The organism is Hymenobacter canadensis (assembly GCF_027359925.1).
Lineage (GTDB): Bacteria > Bacteroidota > Bacteroidia > Cytophagales > Hymenobacteraceae > Hymenobacter > Hymenobacter canadensis.
This window is the reverse complement of sequence record NZ_CP114767.1, coordinates 74,866-98,089: the sequence shown is the minus strand read 5'-3', so window position 1 is coordinate 98,089 and position 23,224 is coordinate 74,866. Positions and strand designations below refer to the sequence as shown.

Here is a 23,224-nt window from a genome sequence, read left to right as displayed (position 1 = left end):
TACCACCCGATGCCCACAACCCAAGCCCCGCCTGTTTCCTTCACCGACACCGCCGTAGCCTTCGCCTCCAAGTCCGACGCCGAGCTGCGCAAGATGTATGCGCTGTTTGCGGCCATGAACAACAACACGCTGGTGAAAACCGGCGGTGGCATGATGAAGGCGGCCTTGAAATGGAGCCTGCCCGGCACCAAATTCCTGATCAAAAACTCCATTTTCAGCCAGTTTTGCGGGGGCGAAACCATTCAGGAATGTGTGCCAGTGGTGGCCGAGCTGGGCCGCTACCACATCGGCACCATCCTCGACTACTCGGTTGAGGGCGAAGGCAGCGACAAGAGCTTCGACCACACCCGCGACGAAATTCTGGCCACGCTGGATCTGGCGCACCGCTCCACGCACATTCCGTTTTCGGTGTTCAAGGTGACGGGCCTAGCCGACAGCGCCCTGCTGGAAAAGGTGCAGGCCGGCACGGCCCTCACGCCCGCTGAGCAGGCCAGCTACGACCGGGCCCACGCCCGCGTAGATGCCATCTGCCACCGGGCCCACCAGTATGGGGTGCGGGTGTTCGTAGATGCTGAGGAAAGCTGGTTTCAGGCCACTATCGACAACCTGGCCTACGAGATGATGCGCAAGTACAACCGCGAGTCTGCCATCGTCTGGAACACCTACCAGCTCTACCGCCAAGACCGGCTCGATGCTATTAAACAGGCCCACGACAATGCCCGGCAGGAAGGCTACTACCTGGGCGGAAAGCTGGTGCGGGGCGCTTACATGGAAAAAGAAGCCCGCGTGGCCGCGCAGCGCGGCTACGCCAATCCCATCAACCCCACCAAAGCCGCCACTGATCAGCTCTACGATGACGCCCTGCGCTACTGCGTAGAGCACGTGGAGCGCATCAGCATTTGTGCCGGCACCCACAACGAGGACAGTTCCCGCCTACTCACGGAGCTCATGCAGCAGCACGACCTCGCTCCCAACGACCCCCGCATCTGGTTTGCGCAGCTCTACGGCATGAGCGACAACCTGAGCTACAACCTGGCCCACGCCGATTACAACACGGCCAAATATGTGCCCTACGGCCCGGTAGATGCCGTGATGCCCTACCTGCTGCGCCGCGCCGACGAAAACACGGCCATTGCTGGCCAGAGCAGCCGGGAGTTCCGGCTCATTCAGAAAGAGTTGCGCCGCCGCCAGGGCCGGTAGTAGGATTTTGCCCAAGCGGCACGATTTTGGATATATAGCGTAAATTGATGTTCGCGGCTTCGCAGATTGTGAAGCCGCGAACTTTTTTTGTTATTTTCCGCCTCCATCATTCTCTTTCCCTACGCCATGTTTGGCCGAATTCGCAACCACTTAATCCGTTTTGCCCGTCATCAGGTAGGCACCATCAGCTACCTGAACCTGGTCCAGGAAGCGGAATTAGGGCTTAACCTGGATATTTCTCATGAGAAAAGTCGCCTCAATGAGTTACTGGCCGAAATTTCTGAGCAGGAACACGCGGCTGGCCGGCCCCTGCTGAGCTGCTTGGTGAAAGTCCAGGGCTCCAAAGGCCAGGGCGACAACTTCTACAAGCTCTGCGAACGACTGGGAATGGGCGAATGGCGTACCCTCAAACAGGAGGAGGACTTCCTGAAGAACATGCGCCGCGAATGCCGGGCCTTCTGGCAGGACCAACAGAACTTCGAGAAACACGGATAGAGCTGACTGGCAATAGAATAGATAAAATAAGATACTTAAACGCCCGAATTTTGTGTGTAACCCCCACAGAATTGGCCGCGTTTAGTAGCACAGATTCGACGCTCATTACCATCCACCCGGCGCCGGATTTTTTCTATTCTTTTCCCTTAAACTCTCCCATCTCATGAGCACTAACGATTCGAACAACCCAGCTAACTCAGGTACCGGTTCAGGCGCTAACTACGGCACCGGCAATGCTGGCACCGGTTACGGCACCGGCGCTAACACTACTTCGAGCGGCAACATGGGCAACGCCTCTACCGGCAACCCTAGCCTCGACAGCAACGATAATAACCCGCATCATGACCACAGCGCCACCCAGAAGGGTGCTGCAGTAGCTGGCACTGCCGGCGCAGTAGTTGGTGCAGGCGTAGACGCAGTCCAGAACGCAGCCGGTGATGCTGCCCGTGCCGTAACCGGCAACGACACCTCCTACGGCTCCGGCAACAGCTACACCACGGGCATGTTCCGTGACCGTGACAGCGCTGAGCGTGCTTATTCTTCGCTCTCGTCGCGTGGCTACAGCAAAGACGACGTGAACCTGATGATGTCGGACGATACGCGCAAGACGCATTTCGGTGACAACACAGCTGATACCGACCTGGGTGATAAGGCCATGGAAGGTGCCGGCGTAGGCTCGGCCATCGGTGGCACGGCTGGTGCCGTAATTGGCGCCATTGCTGCCATCGGCACTTCGATTGCACTGCCCGGCCTCGGCCTCATCATCGCCGGCCCGATTGCCGCTGCCCTGGCTGGTGCCGGTGCCGGTGGCCTGACGGGCGGTCTGGTAGGCGCTCTGGTAGGCTCAGGCATCCCAGAAGAGCATGCTGTGGAGTATGAAAATGACGTGAAAAACGGCGGCATCGTAATGGGCGTGAAACCCCGTAACGCAGAAGATGCCCAGTATTTCGAAGAGGAATTCCGCCGCAACAACGGTGACAAAGTACGCCGCTACTAAGCATAGCGCGCACTATGTAAAAAGACTCTCCCCTAGCCGGGGAGAGTCTTTTTTTGTTTAGTAATCAGCAGATCCGGCTATTATGGTATTCCGGCACTCTGGCCCGATTTTTAAGCGTATACTTCTGCTCGCAGGGTGCAACCTGTTTCGTCAGTTTGGTGCCTCTGCAATACGAGCCGTGCCGGACTGAAGGGCACTTAACCGGCAGTAGTTGGGTTTTTCTACCAGAACCAGCACCTTGGCTGCGCCGTACCTCTCAGGACGGCTTTTATGTACTTTTGATTTTCCTCCATTTCACCCGATTCTTCATGTCTTCTCCCCGAATCAAGATAGGCTTGTACGCCGCGGTGGTGCTGGCAGTATTCGTGCTGGCCTCCTATAAGCTGTACAACCGCGGTGATGCGCGTACGCCTCAGAAAGACGCCATTCTGGTGCAGGCCATGCTGCAGGGACTTACCTACCAGCACTACCAGCCCGAGAAACTCGACGATGCCTTCTCCAAGCGGGTATTCGACCTGTACCTGAAGCGCGTAGACTCCAACAAGAAATTTCTGCTGGCCTCCGATGTGGCCCAGCTCCGCAAATACCAGAACACCGTTGACGACGAAGTAAAGCGCGGCACCCATGAGTTCATGGACCAAACCAACCTTGTGCTAGACCAGCGCGTGAAAGATGTGCAGGCGCTGTACCGTGACATTCTGTCCAAGCCCTTCGACTTCACCACCGACGAAGCCTTCGAGACGGAGCCCGACAAGATGGCGTATGCTGCCGACAAGGCGGCCCAGCGGGAAGAGTGGCGCAAGTTTCTGAAGTACCAGACACTGGTGCGCATTTCGGAAATGATGGACACGCAGGCCAAGAAGAAGGACAAGCCGCTGGCTTCGACCACCGCTACGCCGTCGGCCGCCACTACCACTGAGCCGACCCGCACGCCTGCCGAAATGGAAGTGGAAGCCCGCAAGCGGGTATTGAAGTACTTCGAGGACCAGTTCAAGGATCTGTTGCAGAACGATGCCAACGACCGGCTGGCCATGTACGCCAACACCATTGCCAACACCTACGACCCCCACACGGAGTACTTCGCGCCGCGTGATAAAGAGAGTTTCGATGTGGCCATGACGGGCCGCTTTGAAGGCATCGGGGCCTCGCTGCAGGAAAAAGACGGCCTGATCAAAATCACGGACATCATCCCCGGCAGCGCTTCCTACCGCCAGGGCGACCTGAAAACCGGCGACATCATTCTGCGCGTGGCGCAGGGTGCCGAGGAGCCGGTGTCGGTGGAAGGCATGCGCCTGGACAAGGCCGTGTCGCTCATCAAAGGCAAGAAAGGCACGGAAGTGCGCCTGACGGTGCGCAAGCCCGACAACAACACCCGCATCGTGGCCATCATCCGCGACGTGGTGGTGATCAAGGAAACCTACGCGCAGTCGGCCACCATCAACGAGGCCGGCAAGAAAATTGGCTACATCAAGCTGCCTACTTTCTACGCCGACTTCAACGACAACGGCGGCCGCAGCTCGGCTGAAGATGTGAAGAAGGAGCTGGAGAAACTCAAGCAGGAGAAAGTAGATGGCGTGGTGCTAGACCTGCGCTTCAACGGCGGCGGCTCTTTGCAGGACGCCGTGGAGATGGCCGGCCTGTTCATCGACAGCGGTCCGGTAGTGCAGGTGAAGGGCAGCCAGGGCGCCGCCAGCGTCCTCAACGACCGTGACCCCCGCATCCAGTACAGCGGCCCGCTGGTGGTGCTCGTGAATAAGTACAGCGCCTCGGCTTCTGAGATTCTGGCTGCTGCCATCCAGGACTACAAGCGTGGTGTGGTGATGGGTGCCGCTAGCACCTACGGCAAAGGCACCGTGCAGCGCATCTTCGACCTCGACGACGCCCTGCCGGCAGAGTTCAACAGCATCAAGCCCTTCGGCTCGCTGAAGCTGACCACCCAGAAGTTCTACCGCATCAACGGCGGTTCCACCCAGTTCAAGGGTGTGGTTCCGGACATCATCCTGCCCGACGCCTACAGCTACCTCGACCAGGGCGAGAAAGAGCAGGAGTACGCGCTGAAGTGGGACGAAATCAGCCCGGCCCGCTACCGCTCGTGGCCGCAGGCTCCGGCCTTCGACAAGCTACGCACAGCTAGCCAGGCCCGCGTAGCCGCCAGCCCCAGCTTCCGCCTCGTAAACGAGCTGGCCCAGCGCATGCGCAAGCGCAAAGACGAAACCAAGGTATCGCTGAAGCTGACGGCCTACCGCGCCGAGCAGGAGCAGAACAAAGCCGAGTCGGACAAGTACGACGCCGTGCAGAAGTCGGCTCAGCCGCTAGCCATTGCAGCATTGGCTACCGACCTGAAGGCACTGGGCTCTGATACGGTGGAAGTGAATCGCGCCTCGCGCTTCACTAAGACCCTCAATAAGGACATCACGCTCCGCGAGGCCGTATCGGTAGTGAAAGACCAGATGTAAGCAAGCAGATTAACCGCTGCCAGAAGCCTCCGCAACCTACGTTGCGGAGGCTTTTTTTTGCGCCTACGGTATGCCCAAATACGCCGGCATTATCCTTAGTAAATCAACTCTAAAAAACACCTTCTTACCCGAGAATAAAAATCACCATAAACAACTGATAATCAATGCTAAATACAATCTTATATTTGCCCAATATTTTTAGCAAAAAGAGAACTATCTATATTGTCATTCTGTTGAACTGATATGACGATGAACATGGAAACCCTGATCATTCCGCTCGTTACGGACGAGCAGCAGAAGCTGGCTGATGAAACCTGGCGCAAGTCGATTCCGGCCCAGGTGTTCCTCAACTATTTCTTTGCCATCAACTACCACATTCAGGAAGCCGACGACGCCAGCGGCGGCCTGCAGCATCTGCCGTTCTTTCGGGCCCACCAGGCCGAGCTGACCGACGACGACCTGGCGGCCGTCACCAAGCTGCTGCACGCCTGCTGGAGCACCGAGTACGCGCTGCGCTCCACGGCGGAGCTGGGCGACGAGGACTACCTGCGCAACGCCCTGCACTGGACGTTCCCGCAGGCTTATCATACCATCATGGCCGGGCTGCAGGCCTTCCTGCACACGGCTGGCGTACGCGGCAACAACCCGTCGCTGGTGCGGCGCGAGGTAGGCCGGCTGGTGGTGCGCAACGCCTACCCGCGGCCGGTGTCGTTCTACGCCGCCGGGGCCTACGGCGACTTCAGCATTCACCGGCTGCCGCTGGCGGGCTACAAGGCCGGACTGCACATTGCCGGCAAAGAGATTGACGCGCAGGCCCAGATCGGGCAGTTTCTGCGCACCACCCGCAAGCTGAAAGCCACCGCCACCCGCCAGCAGGTACAAGCCAATGCCAACACGGCCATCCGCAGCCAGAAGACCGGCAAGGTGCTCGACAAGTGGACGGCCGCCCATTGGCAGCAGATTACCTGGCGCCTGGGTTACACTACTCTCTTCGACCTGCTGGGTCGCCTGCGCATCTCGCAGACCAGCCGCGAGATTGAGCGTTTCATTGAGGCCGATATCGACTTCAAACTGTTCCATCAGTCGCTGCTCAACATCGTGAGCTACCTCAACGGCATTCACGAAACCTACGTGGCCAAAGCCATGGGCTTGGAACGCTACCAGCAGCTGGTGGCCGAGCTGCCCAAGCACCTGCAGCACAGCTTCGTGGAGGACCGCCTGCGCACCCGCGTGCAGCCCACCATCACGGGCGAAGCGCCGCTGCCTCAGATGGGCATTGCCGCCTAGTGCCTTTACCCGCTGCTTTTTATACCTCACTCCATATACACGTAAGCGCCGCTCCTTTGGGGCGGCGCTTTTTGCTTGTTCTTGAAAACCGAATGGGGGCTTGTACCTGTTAGGTTAGCCGGACAGGCCGCCTTACTTTTGCAGCTTGACTTTTCCGGCCCTTCGGGGCCCTGTTTTTACGCCCTCCCCCATGCAGCACCTCAGCGAACAGGAAATCATACGCCGCCAGAAGCTCGAAGAACTTCAGAAGCTGGGCATTGAGCCGTATCCGTCCGAGCTGTTTGACGTGAATTTCTACGCCCAGGAAATTCTCGATAACTACCACGAAGAACTCAACAACTTCCAGGAAGTGAGCCTAGCCGGCCGGCTGATGTCGATGCGGGTGAAGGGCAAGGCGTCCTTCGCCGAGCTGCAGGATGCCTCGGGCCGCATTCAGCTCTACATCAACCGCGACGAAATCTGCCCCGGCGAAGACAAGGAGCTGTACAACACGGTTTTCAAGAAGCTGCTGGACTTAGGCGACTTCATTGGGGTGAAGGGCCACGTATTCAAAACGATGGTGGGCGAAACATCCATCCACGTCACGGGCCTGACGGTGCTTAGCAAGAGCCTGCGCCCGCTGCCCGTGGTGAAGGAGCGCACCGACGAAGCTACCGGCGAAAAAATCACCTACGATGCCTTCACTGACCCCGAGCAGCGCTACCGCCAGCGCTACGTGGATCTGGTGGTGAACCCCCACGTGCGCGAGGCCTTCATCAAGCGCACGCAGCTGGTGCAGGCCATGCGCAACTACCTCAACGACAAGGGCTACATGGAGGTGGAAACCCCGATTCTGCAGCCCCTGTACGGCGGCGCGGCGGCCCGCCCCTTCAAGACGTTCCACAACACGCTGGACATGACGCTGTATCTGCGCATTGCCAACGAGCTATACCTGAAGCGCCTGATTGTGGGCGGTTTCGACGGGGTGTACGAGTTCAGCAAGGACTTCCGCAACGAGGGCATGAGCCGGTTCCACAACCCCGAGTTCACCCAGATGGAGCTGTACGTAGCCTACAAGGACTACTACTGGATGATGGATTTGGTGGAGGAAATGGTAGAGAAGGTGGCCCTGGCCCTGCACGGCAAAACCGAGGTGCAGGTAGGCGAAAACCTCATCAACTTCCAGCGCCCCTGGAAGCGCTACACCATGGCCGAGTCCATTGAGCACTTCACGGGCTTCAACATCGAGGGCAAGAATGAGGAGGAGCTGCGCGCCGCCGCCAAGGAGCTGAAAGTAGGCCTCGACCCGAGCATGGGCAAAGCCAAAATCATCGACGAAATCTTCGGCGAGCATGTGGAGCCTAAGCTGATCCAGCCGACGTTCATCACCGACTACCCGGTGGAAATGTCGCCGCTGGCCAAGAAGCACCGCAGCAAGCCGGGCCTAGTGGAGCGGTTCGAGGCCATCTGCAACGGCAAGGAGATCTGCAATGCCTTCTCCGAGCTCAACGACCCAATCGACCAACGCGCCCGCTTCGAGGAGCAGTTGGAGCTGGGCAAGCGCGGCGACACCGAGGCCATGGTGCTCGACGAGGACTTCCTGCGCGCCTTGGAATACGGCATGCCGCCCACGGCCGGCCTGGGCATCGGCATCGACCGCCTGAGCATGATCATGACCAACTCCAACTCCATCCAGGACGTGCTGTTCTTCCCGCAGATGAAGCCGGAAAACACCAAATCGGAAAACGCACCGCACGCGTAGCGTATCCACCGTTATACAACAGCAAAACCCCAACGGGGCTGGCCACTTGGTCAGCCCCGTTGGGGTTTTTAGCATTCCGAGGATTTCATCAAGCGCCGGCCAGTCCACCGAAGCCGACATCCGTGCAAGCCGTTTAATCTGCAGAATCTGCGTTTAAAATCAGAAAGCCTCCCACGAATAATGCGTGGGAGGCTTTCCTTTATATACAACCGGTTTACCCTTCCAATTGGGTCTACTGAAGAAGCTTGCGATGGGCGAACCAGATTTTACTACCAAGAAATACTCTCTTGGCAGAAGCTCGGCGGCCGGCAATTTTACTTCAATAGCTTCTCCGATTTTCTTTCAAACCAGTTGTCTATTCCTTAACGCGAAGATGGGCAGCGGGTTACGTTGACCACCAATTTTTTTCAGCAAACTTACTTCGGACGGCCATAGCCGGCGGAGTGGCGCGTGTCGCTGCCGATGCCGTCGTAATCAGAGTCGGCTTCCTCAACGGGGTCGGGAATGGGGCTGCTCTTGCCGGGGCTACTCAGCGAGTTCAGCAGCTGGTCGGCCGCAGAGCGGTCGGCCTGTTGCTGGGAGGTAGCGCCAGCGGATGCGCCACCGCCGCCAAAGCGGCTCAAGCCATCTTTAAAGAGCTTGTTGAGGTCCTCGCCAAACTTAGAGGCCGACTTTTTGAGGCCGCTCCGGGTTTCGTCGCCGGTTTCGGGCGCCAGCAGCAGGCCCGTCACGATGCCAGCCGTGGCGCCAGCCAGCAGCGAGAAGATTACTTTGCCTTTCGTGTCTTGCATACCGCGCACAGAGTTTAGAATGAAACGAGCCGCCAGCTGCCTGCTGGCGTAGGACGGTATAACGCGCGGAACGCCGGGTTGGTTAACTAAAAAAAGCCCCCCGGCTTCCGAAGAAACCGGGGGGGCTTTTGGCATAGTGCTGCCTGATGACCTACAGGTCGTTCAGCATTTTCACTACTTCGTTTTTGGCTTTGCCGAGCTTGTTCTGCAGACGGCCCACCAGCTCATCGCCTTTGCCATCGGCATAGTCGAGGTCTTCGTCGGTCAGCTGCGCGTACTGCTGCTTCAGCTTGCCTTTGGCGGTGTTCCAGTCGCCTTTCAGCTTCAGGCTCGAGCCAGCAGCGCCGGTCAGGTCTTCCAGTTTCTCAACGTAGCCTTTGAACTTGGCGTCCAGCTCTTCGCCGTACTTCGACAGCTGCTCGCCGAACTGGCCGCTGTATTTGGTGGCAGCGCTGCCGATTTTTTCGCGGGTAGCTTTGCCTTTATCGGGAGCCATCAGCAGGCCAGCAATGATGCCAGCACCGGCACCGGCCAGAGCAGCGAGGAGAATTTTACCGGAGTTGTCTTCTTCGTGATACGACATGGTAGTGGGGAGAGAATGGTGATGAATGAGTTTCGGTTGGGTGGCGTGGCCGGGATGATTTCCGCCAAAACCCTGGCTGAGGCCCGGGTTTGTGCCATTCTGAAGCCTAATACGGCGTGTGGCAGCCGGGGTTATCACCCAACCACAAAAAAGATGGCCAACCTGCTATATGCCACGAGCAGAATGGTCACTTGCCGGAATTGGCAAACCGTAGTATGCCGCCTAAGCTTTACTTTCGCCGGGTCATTCGCCTTAACTCGCTGTTCGTATGAAAACGCTGCTTCCGCTGTTGCTCCTGCTGCTGACTGGCGCCTGCCAGCGGGCCACGCCCCCGGCTGCCACCGCCTGCATCGACCCGGCCAAGATCCGGAAAGACGCCATGTGCACCATGCAGTACGACCCCGTGTGCGGCTGCGATGGCCAGACTTACGCCAACGCCTGCACGGCCACCAACGCAGGCGTCACGCGCTTTACGCCGGGCGCCTGCCCCACTTCTCCCTCCACGCCCACTCCCCGCTAGCTTCTGCCATGTCTTCTGAAAAACGCTATTTCCGTCAGCAAAACCCTTTTATCGTTCCCACCACCGATGGCAAGCTCATCGAGGAGCACATCGGGCAGGCCAGCACCGGCACCAGCCAATACAGCGTGGCGCACATGGTGGCCCCGCCGCAGTGGAGCGAGCCGCACCAGCGCCCTGAGTTTGACGAGGTGACTATAGTGGTGCGGGGCCGCAAGCGGTTCGAGATTGACGGCGACGTGGTAGAACTGGGCGCCGGCGAGTCGTTGCTGATTAAGGCCGGGGCGCGGGTGCGCTACTCCAACCCATTCGAGGCCGAGTGCGAGTATTGGTCGGTGTGCGTGCCGGCTTTCTCGCCCGCCACCGTAAACCGCGAGGAAGAATAGCGCCACCGATGAACCTGCTATATCTGGTATTTGGCGACGCGGTCCGGAATCATTTCCAGGCCCAGTTTTCCATTCTATCGTTTCTGCGCCACCGCGCCGGGCTGAGCGGCATTACAGTAGTGACGGATGCGCCCGACTTCTACCGTCATCTGGCCGGCCACGTCACGGTGCTGCCCATTGATGCGGCCACGTTGCGCGAGTGGAAAGGCGAGTTCGATTTCTTTTGGCGCGTCAAAATCAAAGCCCTCGAATACGTGGCGGAGCGCAGCCCCGGGCAGGCCATTCTGTACCTCGACACCGACACCTTTTTGCACGGCTCCTTTGCCGCTTTGCAGGAGTCATTGGCGGCGGGCATGGCCTTCATGCATGAGCCGGAAGGGGCGCTGGCAGCACTAGGCAGCAAAACCGACAAGCTGATGTGGCGCCAGACCGGCGGCCAGACTTTCAGTGGCATCCAATTCAACGAGCGCCACACGATGTGGAATGCGGGCGTGGTAGGCATTCCGGCCGCGGGTGGCCCGGCGGCTATTGCGCTGGCCCTGGCCATCTGCGACGACCTGAGCCGGCAAGGCGTGACGCCGCGGCTGATTGAGCAGTTTGCGCTGTCGGTGGCGCTGCAGGAGCAGTTCGAGCTACGGGCGGCGCGGCCCTACATCGGGCACTACTGGAGCAACAAGGATGAGTGGAACGACGCCATCGGCATGTTTCTGCTTGAATCGAGCCTGAAGGGGCGCACGGTGGAGCAGGAAGTGGCCGCCCTCGCCGACTTCGACTTTCGGGCCGTGCCGGTAAAGAAGATGCTGAAAAACACCCACTGGCGCCTAGTGCATCTGGTAGACCGGCTGTTTCCGCCCCGCGAAACCGTGTACGCCGGCGACGAGCCAGCTGCCTAGCCGCTGCTTTCGGCTTCCTGCCTATCTTGCCTACTGTCTTCCCACTCACTTTTCTGCCTTATGGATCAGCGGATTATCAACCTATTCGACGAGTACACGCACGCCCCACTTAGCCGCAAGGAGTTTATGGAGCGCCTGCTGAAGCTGACCGGCGGCACTGCGTTGGCCGCCGCCGCCCTGGCCGCGCTGGAGCCTGGCTACGCGCAAGCGGCTGGCCTGCCCCAGAAGAACGACGAGCTGCTGATGGAAGACGTGACTTGGCCCGGCGCCGAGGGCGTGACCATGAAGGGATACTTGGTGCATCCGAAGTCCAAGAAAAAGCGCGGGGCGGTGGTGGTGATTCATGAAAACCGAGGTCTGACGCCGCACATCAAAGACGTGACGCGCCGCGTGGCCGAGGCTGGCTACCTGGCACTGGGCGTGGATGCACTGTCTGTATTCGGCGGCACGCCAGCCAACGAGGACGAGGGCCGCGCGCTCATCGGCAAGCTCGACCCGAAGCAGAACCTGCAGAACTACCTGGCGGGGCTGGCCTACCTGCGCCGCCACCCCGAAAGCAACGGCCGCACCGGCTGCGTGGGCTTCTGCTGGGGCGGCGCCATGGCCAACAAGCTCGCCATTGCCGACCCAAGCCTCAATGCCGCAGTGGCCTACTACGGCACCCAGCCGCCCGTGTCGGATGTACTGAGCATCAAGGCGCGCCTGCTGCTGCACTACGCCGGCCTCGATGAGCGGGTGAATGCCGGCAAGGACGCATACGCGGCGGCCCTCACGGCCGCGGGCGTGAAGTTCGACCAGTACGTGTATGAGGGCGTCAACCACGCATTCAACAACGATTCGTCGCCGGCCCGCTACAACGCCGAGGCCGCCAAACTGGCCTGGGACCGGACGCTCAAGCTGTTCAAGGAAACCCTAAGCTAACCGCGCCAACTCCCCTAAACGCCACAGTGCCCCACCGAACCAGCTTCGGTGGGGCACTGTTAATTGTGACTGACGCTACGGGCGCCAATGAGAGAGGCGGGCTAACTCTTGTTTTCGGGCTTGGCGGTGGGCAGCGGCTTGCGGGGCAGCTTGGCGTCGCGCATGGCGGCCTGGTACACGAACGACGCTACCAGCACGGAGGCCTGCTTGAGGTCGTCGGCGGGCAGCCGCTCATAGGTATCCATGTTGGTGTGGTGGGTGCGCGTGCCGTAGTCGAGCGGGTCCTGGATGAACTGAAAGCCGGGCAAACCTACCGCGTCGAACGACAGGTGGTCGGTGCCGCCGGTGTTGCGCAGCGTGACGGTGCTAGCGCCCATATCGGCGAAGGGCTGGAGCCAGTCCTGAAAGATGGGCGCGGCAGCCTCGTTGCCCTGGGCGTAGATGCCCCGGATTTTGCCAGCCCCGTTATCGAGGTTGAAGTAAGCGGCCAGCGTTGAGTGCTCGGGCAGCAGCTTCATGGTGGCGGGGTCGGCGAAATGGTTTTTCACGTAGCCCCGCGAGCCGAACAGGCCCTGCTCCTCCTCGCCCCACAGCGCAATCCGGATGGTGCGGCGCGGCTGCACGCCGCTGGCTTTCAGAATGCGCACGGCCTCCATCATGATGGCGCAGCCGGCGGCGTTGTCGGTGGCGCCGGTGGCGGCGTGCCACGAGTCGAGGTGGCCGCCCAGCATCACCACTTCACTCTTGAGCTTCTTGTCGGTGCCCGGAATTTCGGCCACTACGTTGTAACCTTTCAGGTCCTGGGTCTGGAAGCGGGTGCGGGTTTCCAGCTCAATTTCTACCGGAATACCGGCTTCGGCCAGCCGAATCAGACGCAGCTGATCTTCAGGAGCCATTTCCAGCTCGGGCAGCACGGGCTTGGCATCGGCGGCGTAGGGTGCGCCGTTGCTGGTGAAGAACGTGCCGTCGGAGCCGCCGCGGGTGCTCAGAATGGCGGCCGCGCCTTCGGCCTGCACCATATCGGTCAGCTTGGTGCGCAGTGCAAACTGCGCGCGCCGGGCCGCCATCCGCTCGGCGTCGGCGGGCGCGGGAGTAGTAGTTGCGGCAGCCGCTGCGGGTTTGAAGTCGGCCATTTTCTTCAGGTCGTCCTCGGAGTGGCGGCGGGCATCAGGCTCAAAAGAGGGCTTGGGCGGATTGGGCACCTCAAAGAGCACAATTTTGTCGCGCAGCTGGCCCTGATACTTGGCCAGGTCGGCTTCCGTTGCCGCCTTCACCACGACCACCTGCTTTTTGAGGGCGCCGTTGGTGCTGGGGGTCCAGGCTTTGGGCGCCCCGATGAGCGTGTGGTAGTAGGGCGCCGTCATGGCTACGTACGACTTCTCGATGTCCCAGCCGCGGCCGAACGTGCCCCAGGGCTCCACGTTGGCGTTGGTCAGGCCCCAGTCGGTGAGCTGCTTCTTGGTCCAGGCGTTGGCGCGACTGAGGCCATCGGAACCAGCCAGGCGCGGGCCGCAGACGTCGGTGAGGTAGAAGGCCGTTTCCATCACTTTGGAGCGGTTCAGGCCCTCATCTTTGATTTTGGCCAGCATGGCCGGATCAGCCTTGGTACCCTGCTGAGCCAGCGTGGGCGTAGCAGCGGCCAGCGAGCCAGCCAGTATCAGGAAGCGCAGTGTCGTCATGTTGGGGTTGGTTGGGATGATAGAAATGCCTCGGCATCTAAAGTCCCGGCAAACCGGCGGGCGTTGCGCCGAAGGAGAATATCTTCTTCCCTGAGTCAGCTACCGGAATTTCACCTTGCTGCTGCCTGCCTGGCCACCGTCACGAAAAGGCAGGCCTGTGCGGCTACTGCCGTCTACATGTGCCTTGCGCCCCTGTGTTCCCAATTTGACATCAGCCCTTTTTTTTTCGTGCCGTCCAGCGGGCATATGCAGCCGTTTCGGGCCCCTCTCCGGAAGTCGCTCAGCCTGCCACGCCCTTATAGAAGCGCTAGCTGGCGTCAGCCGGATTTCGGCTGATGCCAGGCACTGAATTCCCGATTTTACCATCTTCAATTTTATATATAGAATCATTTACTTCCCCTGAAAACTACCGTAACATTCAGTATTGAAGATCAATACAAGGATATTATGGACGTCCTGAAACGAAATAATGTACGCGTTCTGGGGCATGGGTCGCGTACGCTGGTCCTGGTGAACGGCTTCGGCTGCGACCAGAGCATCTGGAACGCCGTGACTCCCGTTCTGGCCAAGCAGTTTCGGGTGGTACTCTTCGACCAGATAGGCGCCGGCGACTCTGACTCTACGGCCTACGACCCGGCGAAATACGCCTCATTGGCCGGCTACACTCAGGATTTGCTGGAAATATGCCGGCAGCTGCAGCTTAGCCAGGTTACGCTTATCGGCCACTCCGTAGGCGCCATGATCTGTCTGCTGGCAACCATTGAAGCCCCCGAGCTATTCCGGCAGCTTCTGCTGCTGTGCCCGTCGCCGTGCTACACCAACCACCCCAGCTACCACGGCGGCTTCGAGCAGGCCGATATCGACTCGATGCTTGCGTTTATGGAAACGGATTTTGTGGGCTGGGCCGATTCATTCGCGCATTTTGTGATGGGCACGCCCGACCGGCCTTCGCTGGCAATGGAGCTGGCGCACCGCTTCTGCCGCAATGATCCGTTCATTGCCAAGCAGTTCGCCCGCGTAACGTTCACGGCCGATAACCGCAACGATTTGCAGCGGGTACCTACTCCCTGCCTGCTGGTGCAGTGTGCCCAGGACCTGATAGCGCCGCTGGAAGTAGGGTCTTATCTGCTGGCATCCATCCCCCGGGCTACCCTCGTCACGTTGCCCGTCAGCGGGCACTGCCCCCACGTGAGTGCTCCCCTGCAGACCCTGACCGTGCTGCAGTCGTTTATGGCGGCCTGACGGCCTACCCTTCGTCAAACGAATAAACCCGCAGTGATTTTGGCCCGGCGCTGGTTTCGTTTCAGTAGAACCCAAAGCGGAAAGCGTAACTCCCGTTCTCCCCTGCCACCCGAAAGGCTTCCGCAAGAGTACGGCATTTGGGACGTTTATTGAGGTGGTAATGCCTTTTGCACGAGTACTCAGGAGATGAGCCACTATGCGGTGGTAGAATGATTCTCCATCAATCATATAAAATTATAGTCCACTCAATTAAATGATTTGGCAACCAATTTCTCTTGAAGAACTCTACGACGACATACTTTCAGCAGAAATCAAGATGCGCAGCGAAATAGAGCGACTGTGGGAACTGGTGAAAATCTTTCCGGAGAAATGGCAGTATGATACCTACGGTAGCGGAGAGGATAGCTTTTGGGTGGTGGCAGTCTGCGGCCGACACATCATTTGGTACGACGACATAGAGGAGCATTTCTGTCTTTCCGAATACAATACCTACGGTCACTTCGGTCAGAATACAGCGCACGGCGTGGCAGCTGGATTACAAAATAATGTTCAGGCGCTATTGGCTCGAATACAGTTTCACTGATCAATACTGCTTGTCCTTTATCCTTCTTCACCATAACCTCGCCCCTACCCCGCTCGTCTAACCGGCAACTCCTCACCTAGCCGCTGCTGCATGAGCCTTTGGGAAATTATCAGGCGACTCTACCCCTACGTGCTGCCCTACCGGCGGCTGGTGATTGCTACGCTGCTGCTCACGCTGGTGGGCTCGTTGGCGGCGCAGGTGAACCCGTTTGTGCTGCGCTACACCGTGGATACTGTGCAGGGTTTGCTCGACCGCAACCAGGGCCTGGCCGAGGGCGCGGAGCTGCTGCTGCTGGTGAGCGGGCTGCTGCTGGGCAAGGAAATCATCAACACCGGTATCCAGTTCGGGCAGAAGTTCTACGGCGAGAAAATCCGCATTAACGTGTCCAGCACGCTGGTGCGCGACGCGGTGCACAAGGTGCTCAGCTACCAGCTCGGCTTCTACTCCGACAGCGGCAACCAGACCGGCAAGCTCCAGACCCGCATTGATCGGGGCGTGGAGAGCCTGATGAAGCTGGTGCAGAACTTCTTTATTGACATTCTGCCGCTGTTTGCCAACTCTATCGTGGCCCTGGTGGTGATGTTTGCCAACAATCTGTACGTGGGGTTGGTGGCCGTGGCGGTGCTGCCGGTGTACTTCTGGCTCAGCTACCGCCAGGCCGATAAGCTCAACGGCACCCGCCGGGCCCTGCGCGGCCTGCGCGAAGCCCGCAGCCAGGGCCTTGTGAACCTAATTGATTCGGCCGTGGTCATCAAGAGCTTCGTGCGCGAAGACTACGAGGAGCAGAAGCAGACCCAGGTGCAGCAGAACCTGCAGGAAGCCCAGCTCCAGACCCGCAAAACCAACTTCCTCTACGACGGCCTCAAAACCTTCACCGAGCAGATCGGGGTGGTACTCATCATCATCCTGACGGCCTACTTGGTGCTGGACCGGCAGATCAGCATCGGGGCCATCATGTTCCATATTCTGCTGTTCAACAACGTGGCGGCCCCCATCCGGCAGCTGCACCGCATCTACGACGAGATGAACGACGCCCTCACCTACGCCGAGGGCTTCTTCGACATCCTGGACGCCGAGGACGCCGTGGAGCCAACCGGCCCGCTCAAGTCCGACCACCTGCAGGGCACCTTCGACATCTGCAACGTGGACTTCACCTACCCCAGCGGCACCCAAGCCCTGCACGACGTCTGCCTGACCATTGAGGCCGGCAAAACCACCGCGCTTGTGGGTTTGAGCGGGGCTGGCAAGAGCACCATCATCAACCTGCTCTGCAAGTTCTACGCCCCCGATTCGGGCCAGATGCTGCTCGACGGACAGCCCCTGGCCGACTACGACACCCACGCCCTGCGCCGGCAAATCGGGCTGGTGCTCCAGAAAAACCACATTTTCAAGGGCACCATCGAGGAGAACATCCGATACGGCGTGATGGACGCCACTCTCGACCAGATCAAGGCCGCCGCCCGGCAGGCCTACCTGCACGAGCAGATCATGGAGCTGCCCAACGGCTACCAGTCCGACGCCCAGCAGCTCTCGGGCGGGCAGCAGCAGCGCATTGCCATTGCCCGGCTGTTCCTCAAAAACCCGCCCATCATCTTCCTCGACGAGCCCACCGCCTCCCTCGACGCCATTGCCACCGAGCAGATCAAGAACTCCCTCGACGCTATCAAGCAGGGCCGCACGGTGGTCATCATCTCCCACAGCCTCGCCCAGATTGTCGATTCCGACTGCATCTACGTGATGAAGCAGGGCCGCATGGTGGAAAGCGGCACCCACGAGCACCTCTACGACCTGCGCGGCACCTACCGCGAAATCTTCGACGCCTCCGCCCGCAGCCTCAACATCGAGAAGCTGGCCCGGGTAATGGTGGACGATGAGGACGAGGTGGGCGACACGGCGGGGTAACGGTTACCTTTGCAGTAATGGATCCAGTGTTATTATCTCTCCCAGCAAATCCGCTATCCTGATGGATCCTACTTCCCTACCCGACACCACTAAACTTGAGCAGCATTTGAGCTTGCTACTGGCCAAAATGCGGGAGCAAGTAGCCGACCCCACCCAGCAGAGCTTCGACAGCCTGAAATACAATCTGGCCAAGCTGGAGCAGGATGTGGCTGAACGTTCATATCTGAGTCCGCTTTACGTGGTGAATCTGCCCCGCTGGATGGGTGAATATGGCAATACCGCTCTGGAGGAGCAGATTTACGGACTTAGCTACCGCATCGACGAAGCCTTGGTTGAGCTGATGGGAGGACGAGAGCACATAAACCGAATCCGGAGGGAGCACAACCGAAAGCTTGGCTACTAACTGCGTCTCCCCGGAAGTATTGTACTTCCGTCGTTAGGCTACACTACTGTGCTTCCCTACTTCTAACTGAATCTGGCTAGCTTTGGACCTTGCTATCTTGACTATTGACCTATACTAATTTCGCCTATTCCTGCTGGCAAGTGCGCTGTTGCTTGCATTGCATATCCCAACATACCATTATGACCCTCGACCTCACTGGCATCACCAGCAAAGCCGCCATTCACCAGCTTTTCAAGGAACAATTAGGCTTTGAAGAATGGTACGGCCCGAGTTGGGACGCCTTCTGGGATTCGGTGGTGGCCATTGTGGAAATGCCACCCGTGCTGACGCTGACGAACTGGGATGAATTTGCTCGCTGCTGCCCCCGCGACATACAGATTCTGCAGCAGGTGATAGAGGACTACGCCGTGGAAATGCACCCCAAACAGATTATGCTGGGGTGAACAGGGCGGGCGGCACCGTACCTTTGGCGCATATCCGCTTCCTGCCTGATGAAGTACCGTTTGCTACCTGCGCTGCTGCTGCCGGCCGCTTTTGCCACCGCCCAACCCACTGCCCGCCCGCCCAAAACCATTGCGTTGCCGCCGGAGCTGGCCGATAAGAACAACCAGTTTTCCGGCTTGTACATCGACGGTCGCGAGCTGCTGCTGCTCTCCGAAAGCCGCCTGCAGGAGCAGGCCGAGGCCAAGGTGTACGGCCTGCCCCTGGCCAACCTCAACCGCCAGCTCACCGGGCAGCCGCAGGCGCTGCCGTACCGCAAGTACCCCATCCGCGGCCTCAACCAGCTGCAGGCCCGCATCGACAGCCTGGGCCAGGTGTACGAAGGACTGGAGAGCCTAACGGTGCTCAACGGCGTGCTGTATTTTACCATCGAAACGGCCACGGCCGCGCCCTACTGCTACCTGATTAAGGGCCGGTTCGATGCCGCCCACACAGCCATCCAGCTGGATCCGGCGTATCTGGTGGCGCTGGCCAAACCCGTGCTGCCCGATGGCACTCATGTGTACAACGCCGGCTTCGAGGCCATGGCACGCTACCGGCAGCAACTGCTGCTGCTGTTTGAGTACAACGCCTTTCCGGCCGGTAGCCAAGCGCTGCTGCTTCCCGCCGCGGCCACCACGGCGGCACAGCTACGGGCCGTGCCGGTGGCGGCGCTGCCGTTTCGGGTGACGGATATGGTACGCACCGGCCGTGGCCGCTACACTGCTATCAACTACTTCTTCAACGGCCCCGATGACAGCGTGTACCGCCCCGCTCCCACTGACGCCAACACCCGGCTGGTCCTAGATAGCACCGGCCGCTACCAGAACTACTGCCGGCTTATCAGCCTGCGCTACCGCCGCCGCCAGTTGCGCTGGGAGCCGCTGCTGGAGCTGCCGCGCCCGTACATGACTTACAACTGGGAAGGGCTGGCGGCGTACCGGGGCGGCTACTTTCTGCTCAACGACAAGTACGGGCCTTCGGGGCAGTCTACCCTGCTCTACATCCGACCGGAATAGTCTGGTTTTAACAGCCACGAGCCAAAACCTCGACCATAATTGCCCGCGCAAAGGCCTCGTTAGCCGCACAATCCGCGCCGCCAGCGGGAAACTATCGGGTTTCGGCTGTTATAAGGCCTTGTGCCGTATATCACCCGGCAAACACCCTCCCCGAATTTCAACCTTCATGAAGAATATAGCCCTTGTAGTAGGTGCCAGCGGCATCATCGGCAGCAACCTAGCCCGCGAGCTGGTGGCCCACGACTGGCCTACCTACGGCCTAGCCCGCACACCCCGCCCCGACGACGTTCCTGGCCTGCACCCCGTGGCCGCCGATTTGCTGGACCCCGCCAGTCTGCAAACCGCCCTGCAGGACCTCGCGCCCACCCACGTATTCATCACCAGCTGGATGCGCCAGGACACTGAGGCCGAGAATATTCGGGTGAACAGCCTGATGGTGCGCAACCTGCTCGATGCCCTGGCTCCCAAGAAGTCGTTGCAACATGTGGCGCTGGTAACGGGCCTGAAGCATTATCTGGGGCCGTTTGAGGCCTACGTGAACGGCGGTACGCCGCCGCCCACGCCGCTGCGCGAGGAGCAGGCCCGCCTGCCGCTCGACAACTTTTACTACGCCCAGGAAGACGAAGTGTACGCCGCCGCGGCCCGCGACGGGTTCACGTGGAGCATCCACCGGCCGCACACCATCATCGGCAAGGCTGTGGGCAACCTCATGAACCTGGGCACCACCCTGGCCGTGTACGCCAGCATCTGCAAAGAAACCGGCCGCCCCTTCCGCTGGCCTGGCTCCGATGCCCAATGGAACGGCCTCTCAGACGTAACCGACGCCCGCATCATCGCCCAGCAGCTGCGCTGGGCCGCCACCGCCGAAACCGCCCAAGACCAGGCTTTCAACATCGTGAACGGCGACGTATTCCGCTGGAGCTGGCTGTGGCCGCGCCTGGCCGCGTGGTTCGGGGTGGAAGCCGTGGGCTTCGATGGCACCATTCACCCGCTGGAAGCCGAGCTCAGCCAGGATGCCGCCGTGTGGCGCGAAATTGCCGAGCGGCACCAGCTCCGGGAGCCGGCCCTCGACCGCCTCGCCTCCCCCTGGCACACCGACCTTGACCTGGGCCGCCCCATCGAAGTCATGACCGACATGACCAACAGCCGCAAGCGCGGTTTCCTGGCCTACCAGTCCACCGAAGACTCCTTCTTCGACCTGTTCGAGCAGCTCCGCACCGACCGGTTGATTCCGTAGTTCGCGGAGATGGAGAAAGTAAAAGAACGTCATGCTGAGCTTGCCGAAGCATCTCGCGTGCTGATGTTGTGATACTATTCAGATGTCAGCACGCGAGATGCTTCGGCAAGCTCAGCATGACGTTCTTTTAGGTTTTGCACAGTTCTACCCAACATGCCAAACCGGCCCCAACTACGCTGCTAAGCGCCGTTGGGGCCGGTTTGCGGTTTTTATCCCAGCCTTTACCGACGACCAACGTATACAGGCCGAACCGCGGCGCGCCTGCGCCGCGTAGTCCATTCAGCTTTTCCGTATGCAGAAGTTCACCGTAGAACGCCTCACTTTCGATACCCTCACTCAGCTGCCCAACTCCTGGGAGCCGGCCGATTACAAGGCCCTGCTGACCAAAACCGGCTACGACAACCCCGACGAAATAGCCGCCAACGAGCTGACCGACATGGCCCACATGGCCCTCACCGAGCTGGAACCCACCGAGGCCGCCCAGCTGGTGCTGGAATACCTGTTTGAGGACCAGCTTACCACCGGCCAGATTGAGAACCTGGCCCACCAGATGCTCACCGAGAAGCTCTGGGAAGAAAACCCCGAACTGGGGCAGCACGAAGGGTTTTTCAAAGCCACCCAGCTGCTCTACACCGCCTACAACGGCAAATTCCCGCGCGCCGAAGCCGTGCAGTTTCAGGTGCAGCTCACAGCCGAAGACGCAGAAGCCCTGACGATATTCGACCAGCAACCCGAAGCCCCGCTGCTGCGCCTATTGGCCCAGGGCATGCCCGACAACACCCTGCTCAAACGCCTTTTCCACGAGCAGCTCGACGGCACCAGCTTCCCCGAGGCCCCCAGCATCATCTGGCAACTGACTCCCTCGAAAAAAACCGATACCTCCATGGTCTTCGACGTGGTCAGCTCCGCCTACTGGCTCGACGATTTCAAGTACGCCGACACCTACGAAGCCACTACCCAGGCTGACGCAGTAGTAGAGACGGCCGAGTAGCGCCGTAATTGTAGCGCGAACTTTGTGGTTCACGTCCCCGCGCTGATAGAACGACTGTATCGACGCGGGGATGCGAACTGCAAAGTTCGCGCTACTGCGTGCTTATCATTCGGCCCCCGGCAACTTAGGTTGGCGGGGGCCGAACTGTATATGGTGGGCAGACGTAAATTTGCGTCCGCATTACCATTTCATGAAGAAATTACTAACTCTCCTTCTGCTGCTGGCCAGTGGCCGCGCCCACGGTCAGGCCGCTGACTCCTCCTCCTCTGAGCCTGCCCCAACGCCCAAGTGGTACCAGGCCGTTTCTGTTCGGGGCTACGTGCAGGCCCGCTATAACCGACTGCTGGAAACCAACCCCGACCTTACCTGCGAGCAGTGCGACCGGTCGTGGGGCCGCAACGGCGGGTTTTCGCTGCGCCGGATTCGCATCATCTTCTTCGGGCAGCTGCACGAGCGGGTGTACTTCTATCTGCAGCCCGACTTTGCCAGTACCCTCAGCGGCAGCTCCTCCCTGAACGCCACGCTGCTGCGCGACGCCTACCTTGATGTAGGCCTCGATAAAGCCAGCCAATTCCGGGTGCGGCTGGGACAAAGCAAAATTCCGTACGGCTTCGAGAACATGCAGTCGAGCCAGAACCGGCTGGCCCTGGACCGCAGCGACGGAATCAACAGCTCCTTTTCCAACGAGCGGGATTTGGGCGCGTTCCTCTACTGGGCTCCCACGGCCGTGCGCCAGCGGTTCAGCCGCCTCGTGAAAGACGGCCTGAAAGGCTCCGGCGACTACGGCGTGGTGGGCCTCGGCGTCTTCAATGGTCAGACTGCCAACCGCCCCGAGCTCAACAACCAGCGCCACGTGGTGGCCCGCGTTACGTATCCGCTGGAAATCGGGGGCCGGATCATCGAGCCCGCGTTGCAGGCGTATTCCGGCGAGTACGTGGTGAACCGCGACCAGCTTTCCAGCGGCGTGAAGCACCGCCCCGATCTGCGCTACCCCGACCAGCGCGTGGCGGCCACCTTCGTGGTGTATCCGCAGCCCTTCGGCGTGCAGGCCGAGTACAACGTGGGCCGCGGCCCCGAGTTCAACCCGCGCACCGACAGCATCGAGACGAAGCGCCTGCACGGTGGCTACGTGCTGCTCAACTACCGCCTGCAATACAAAGGGCAGCAGTTCTACCCCTTCCTGCGCGGCCAGTACTACGACGGCGGCAAGAAGCACGAGCGGGACGCCCGCAGCTACCAGGTGCGCGAGGCCGAGCTGGGCGTGGAGTGGCAGCCGTTCCCGAGCTTCGAGCTGGTGACGATGTACACCCTCTCCAACCGCCGCTTCGAGGATTTCCAGAAGCAGGACAACCGTCAGCGCGGCGGCCTGCTGCGCCTGCAGGCCCAGCTGAATTTCTAGGCAGCTAGGGTTCCTCTTCTTA

22 protein-coding genes are annotated in these 23,224 nt (G+C 60.0%); 19 read left to right on the top strand and 3 right to left on the bottom strand.

Annotation, left to right across the window (positions count from 1 at the left end; genetic code table 11):
* Positions 1-9: 9 nt before the first annotated feature.
* The 6 genes from O3303_RS00450 (at position 10) to lysS (ending at position 8,176) form a co-directional block, all read left to right on the top strand.
* Positions 10-1,200, top strand: a complete 1,191-nt coding sequence (locus O3303_RS00450; RefSeq protein WP_269560102.1) for a proline dehydrogenase family protein — start codon at positions 10-12, stop codon at positions 1,198-1,200.
* An 87-nt stretch (positions 1,201-1,287) separates the two neighbouring features.
* Entirely contained in the window at positions 1,288-1,695 is a 408-nt protein-coding gene (locus O3303_RS00445) for a hypothetical protein (RefSeq protein WP_269560101.1), read from the top strand.
* Between the two features lie 163 nt (positions 1,696-1,858).
* Positions 1,859-2,692, top strand: a complete 834-nt coding sequence (locus O3303_RS21900; protein WP_350356597.1) for a hypothetical protein — start codon at positions 1,859-1,861, stop codon at positions 2,690-2,692.
* 308 nt (positions 2,693-3,000) lie between these two features.
* A complete protein-coding gene (locus O3303_RS00435; RefSeq protein WP_269560100.1) occupies positions 3,001-5,148 on the top strand; it encodes a carboxy terminal-processing peptidase in 2,148 nt (715 codons plus the stop codon).
* 243 nt (positions 5,149-5,391) lie between these two features.
* Positions 5,392-6,435 carry a hypothetical protein gene (locus O3303_RS00430; protein ID WP_269560099.1) on the top strand — a complete coding sequence of 348 codons (1,044 nt, stop codon included), beginning with the start codon at positions 5,392-5,394 and terminating at the stop codon, positions 6,433-6,435.
* 190 nt (positions 6,436-6,625) lie between these two features.
* Complete coding sequence (gene lysS / locus O3303_RS00425; RefSeq protein ID WP_269560098.1) at positions 6,626-8,176, top strand: lysine--tRNA ligase; 1,551 nt, start codon at positions 6,626-6,628, stop codon at positions 8,174-8,176.
* 416 nt (positions 8,177-8,592) lie between these two features.
* Here the strand turns inward: lysS and O3303_RS00420 are convergent, their stop codons facing one another.
* Entirely contained in the window at positions 8,593-8,967 is a 375-nt protein-coding gene (locus tag O3303_RS00420; RefSeq protein WP_269560097.1) for a YtxH domain-containing protein, read from the bottom strand.
* A gap of 151 nt (positions 8,968-9,118) precedes the next feature.
* Positions 9,119-9,550, bottom strand: a complete 432-nt coding sequence (locus tag O3303_RS21895; RefSeq protein ID WP_350356596.1) for a CsbD family protein — start codon at positions 9,548-9,550, stop codon at positions 9,119-9,121.
* Between the two features lie 268 nt (positions 9,551-9,818).
* Here O3303_RS21895 and O3303_RS00405 point away from each other — a divergent pair, with 268 nt between their 5' ends.
* The 4 genes from O3303_RS00405 to O3303_RS00390 are packed head-to-tail and all read left to right on the top strand — an operon-like array spanning position 9,819 to position 12,267.
* Positions 9,819-10,070, top strand: coding sequence for a Kazal-type serine protease inhibitor domain-containing protein (locus O3303_RS00405; RefSeq protein WP_269560096.1), 252 nt, complete (start codon positions 9,819-9,821; stop codon positions 10,068-10,070).
* A gap of 8 nt (positions 10,071-10,078) precedes the next feature.
* Positions 10,079-10,453 carry a cupin domain-containing protein gene (locus tag O3303_RS00400; RefSeq protein ID WP_269560095.1) on the top strand — a complete coding sequence of 125 codons (375 nt, stop codon included), beginning with the start codon at positions 10,079-10,081 and terminating at the stop codon, positions 10,451-10,453.
* An 8-nt stretch (positions 10,454-10,461) separates the two neighbouring features.
* Positions 10,462-11,346 (top strand): hypothetical protein, encoded by an 885-nt coding sequence (locus tag O3303_RS00395; RefSeq protein WP_269560094.1) that lies wholly within the window; start codon positions 10,462-10,464, stop codon positions 11,344-11,346.
* 60 nt (positions 11,347-11,406) lie between these two features.
* On the top strand, positions 11,407-12,267 hold the full coding sequence (locus O3303_RS00390) for a dienelactone hydrolase family protein (protein WP_269560093.1): 861 nt from the start codon (positions 11,407-11,409) through the stop codon (positions 12,265-12,267).
* A gap of 101 nt (positions 12,268-12,368) precedes the next feature.
* Here O3303_RS00390 and O3303_RS00385 read toward each other — a convergent pair whose 3' ends face one another.
* Positions 12,369-13,946, bottom strand: coding sequence for a M28 family metallopeptidase (locus O3303_RS00385; RefSeq protein WP_269560092.1), 1,578 nt, complete (start codon positions 13,944-13,946; stop codon positions 12,369-12,371).
* A 447-nt stretch (positions 13,947-14,393) separates the two neighbouring features.
* On the opposite strand from O3303_RS00385, the gene O3303_RS00380 reads away from it, so the two are divergent.
* The 9 genes from O3303_RS00380 to O3303_RS00340 all read left to right on the top strand — a co-directional run bounded on the left by O3303_RS00380 (position 14,394) and on the right by O3303_RS00340 (position 23,202).
* The gene (locus O3303_RS00380; protein ID WP_269560091.1) at positions 14,394-15,188 is read left to right on the top strand and encodes an alpha/beta fold hydrolase; all 795 of its coding nucleotides are present in this window, start codon (positions 14,394-14,396) and stop codon (positions 15,186-15,188) included.
* A gap of 253 nt (positions 15,189-15,441) precedes the next feature.
* Positions 15,442-15,771, top strand: a complete 330-nt coding sequence (locus O3303_RS00375; RefSeq protein ID WP_269560090.1) for a hypothetical protein — start codon at positions 15,442-15,444, stop codon at positions 15,769-15,771.
* A gap of 90 nt (positions 15,772-15,861) precedes the next feature.
* The gene (locus tag O3303_RS00370; RefSeq protein ID WP_269560089.1) at positions 15,862-17,673 is read left to right on the top strand and encodes an ABC transporter ATP-binding protein; all 1,812 of its coding nucleotides are present in this window, start codon (positions 15,862-15,864) and stop codon (positions 17,671-17,673) included.
* Between the two features lie 61 nt (positions 17,674-17,734).
* On the top strand, positions 17,735-18,076 hold the full coding sequence (locus O3303_RS00365) for a hypothetical protein (RefSeq protein WP_269560088.1): 342 nt from the start codon (positions 17,735-17,737) through the stop codon (positions 18,074-18,076).
* Between the two features lie 179 nt (positions 18,077-18,255).
* Positions 18,256-18,519: a barstar family protein gene (locus O3303_RS00360; RefSeq protein WP_269560087.1), complete on the top strand. Its 264-nt coding sequence runs from the start codon at positions 18,256-18,258 to the stop codon at positions 18,517-18,519.
* A 48-nt stretch (positions 18,520-18,567) separates the two neighbouring features.
* Positions 18,568-19,575, top strand: coding sequence for a hypothetical protein (locus O3303_RS00355; RefSeq protein WP_269560086.1), 1,008 nt, complete (start codon positions 18,568-18,570; stop codon positions 19,573-19,575).
* Between the two features lie 166 nt (positions 19,576-19,741).
* Positions 19,742-20,812: an SDR family oxidoreductase gene (locus tag O3303_RS00350; RefSeq protein ID WP_269560085.1), complete on the top strand. Its 1,071-nt coding sequence runs from the start codon at positions 19,742-19,744 to the stop codon at positions 20,810-20,812.
* A 292-nt stretch (positions 20,813-21,104) separates the two neighbouring features.
* Complete coding sequence (locus tag O3303_RS00345) at positions 21,105-21,803, top strand: hypothetical protein (protein ID WP_269560084.1); 699 nt, start codon at positions 21,105-21,107, stop codon at positions 21,801-21,803.
* Between the two features lie 190 nt (positions 21,804-21,993).
* Positions 21,994-23,202 (top strand): porin, encoded by a 1,209-nt coding sequence (locus O3303_RS00340; protein ID WP_269560083.1) that lies wholly within the window; start codon positions 21,994-21,996, stop codon positions 23,200-23,202.
* The last annotated feature ends 22 nt before the right edge of the window (positions 23,203-23,224 follow it).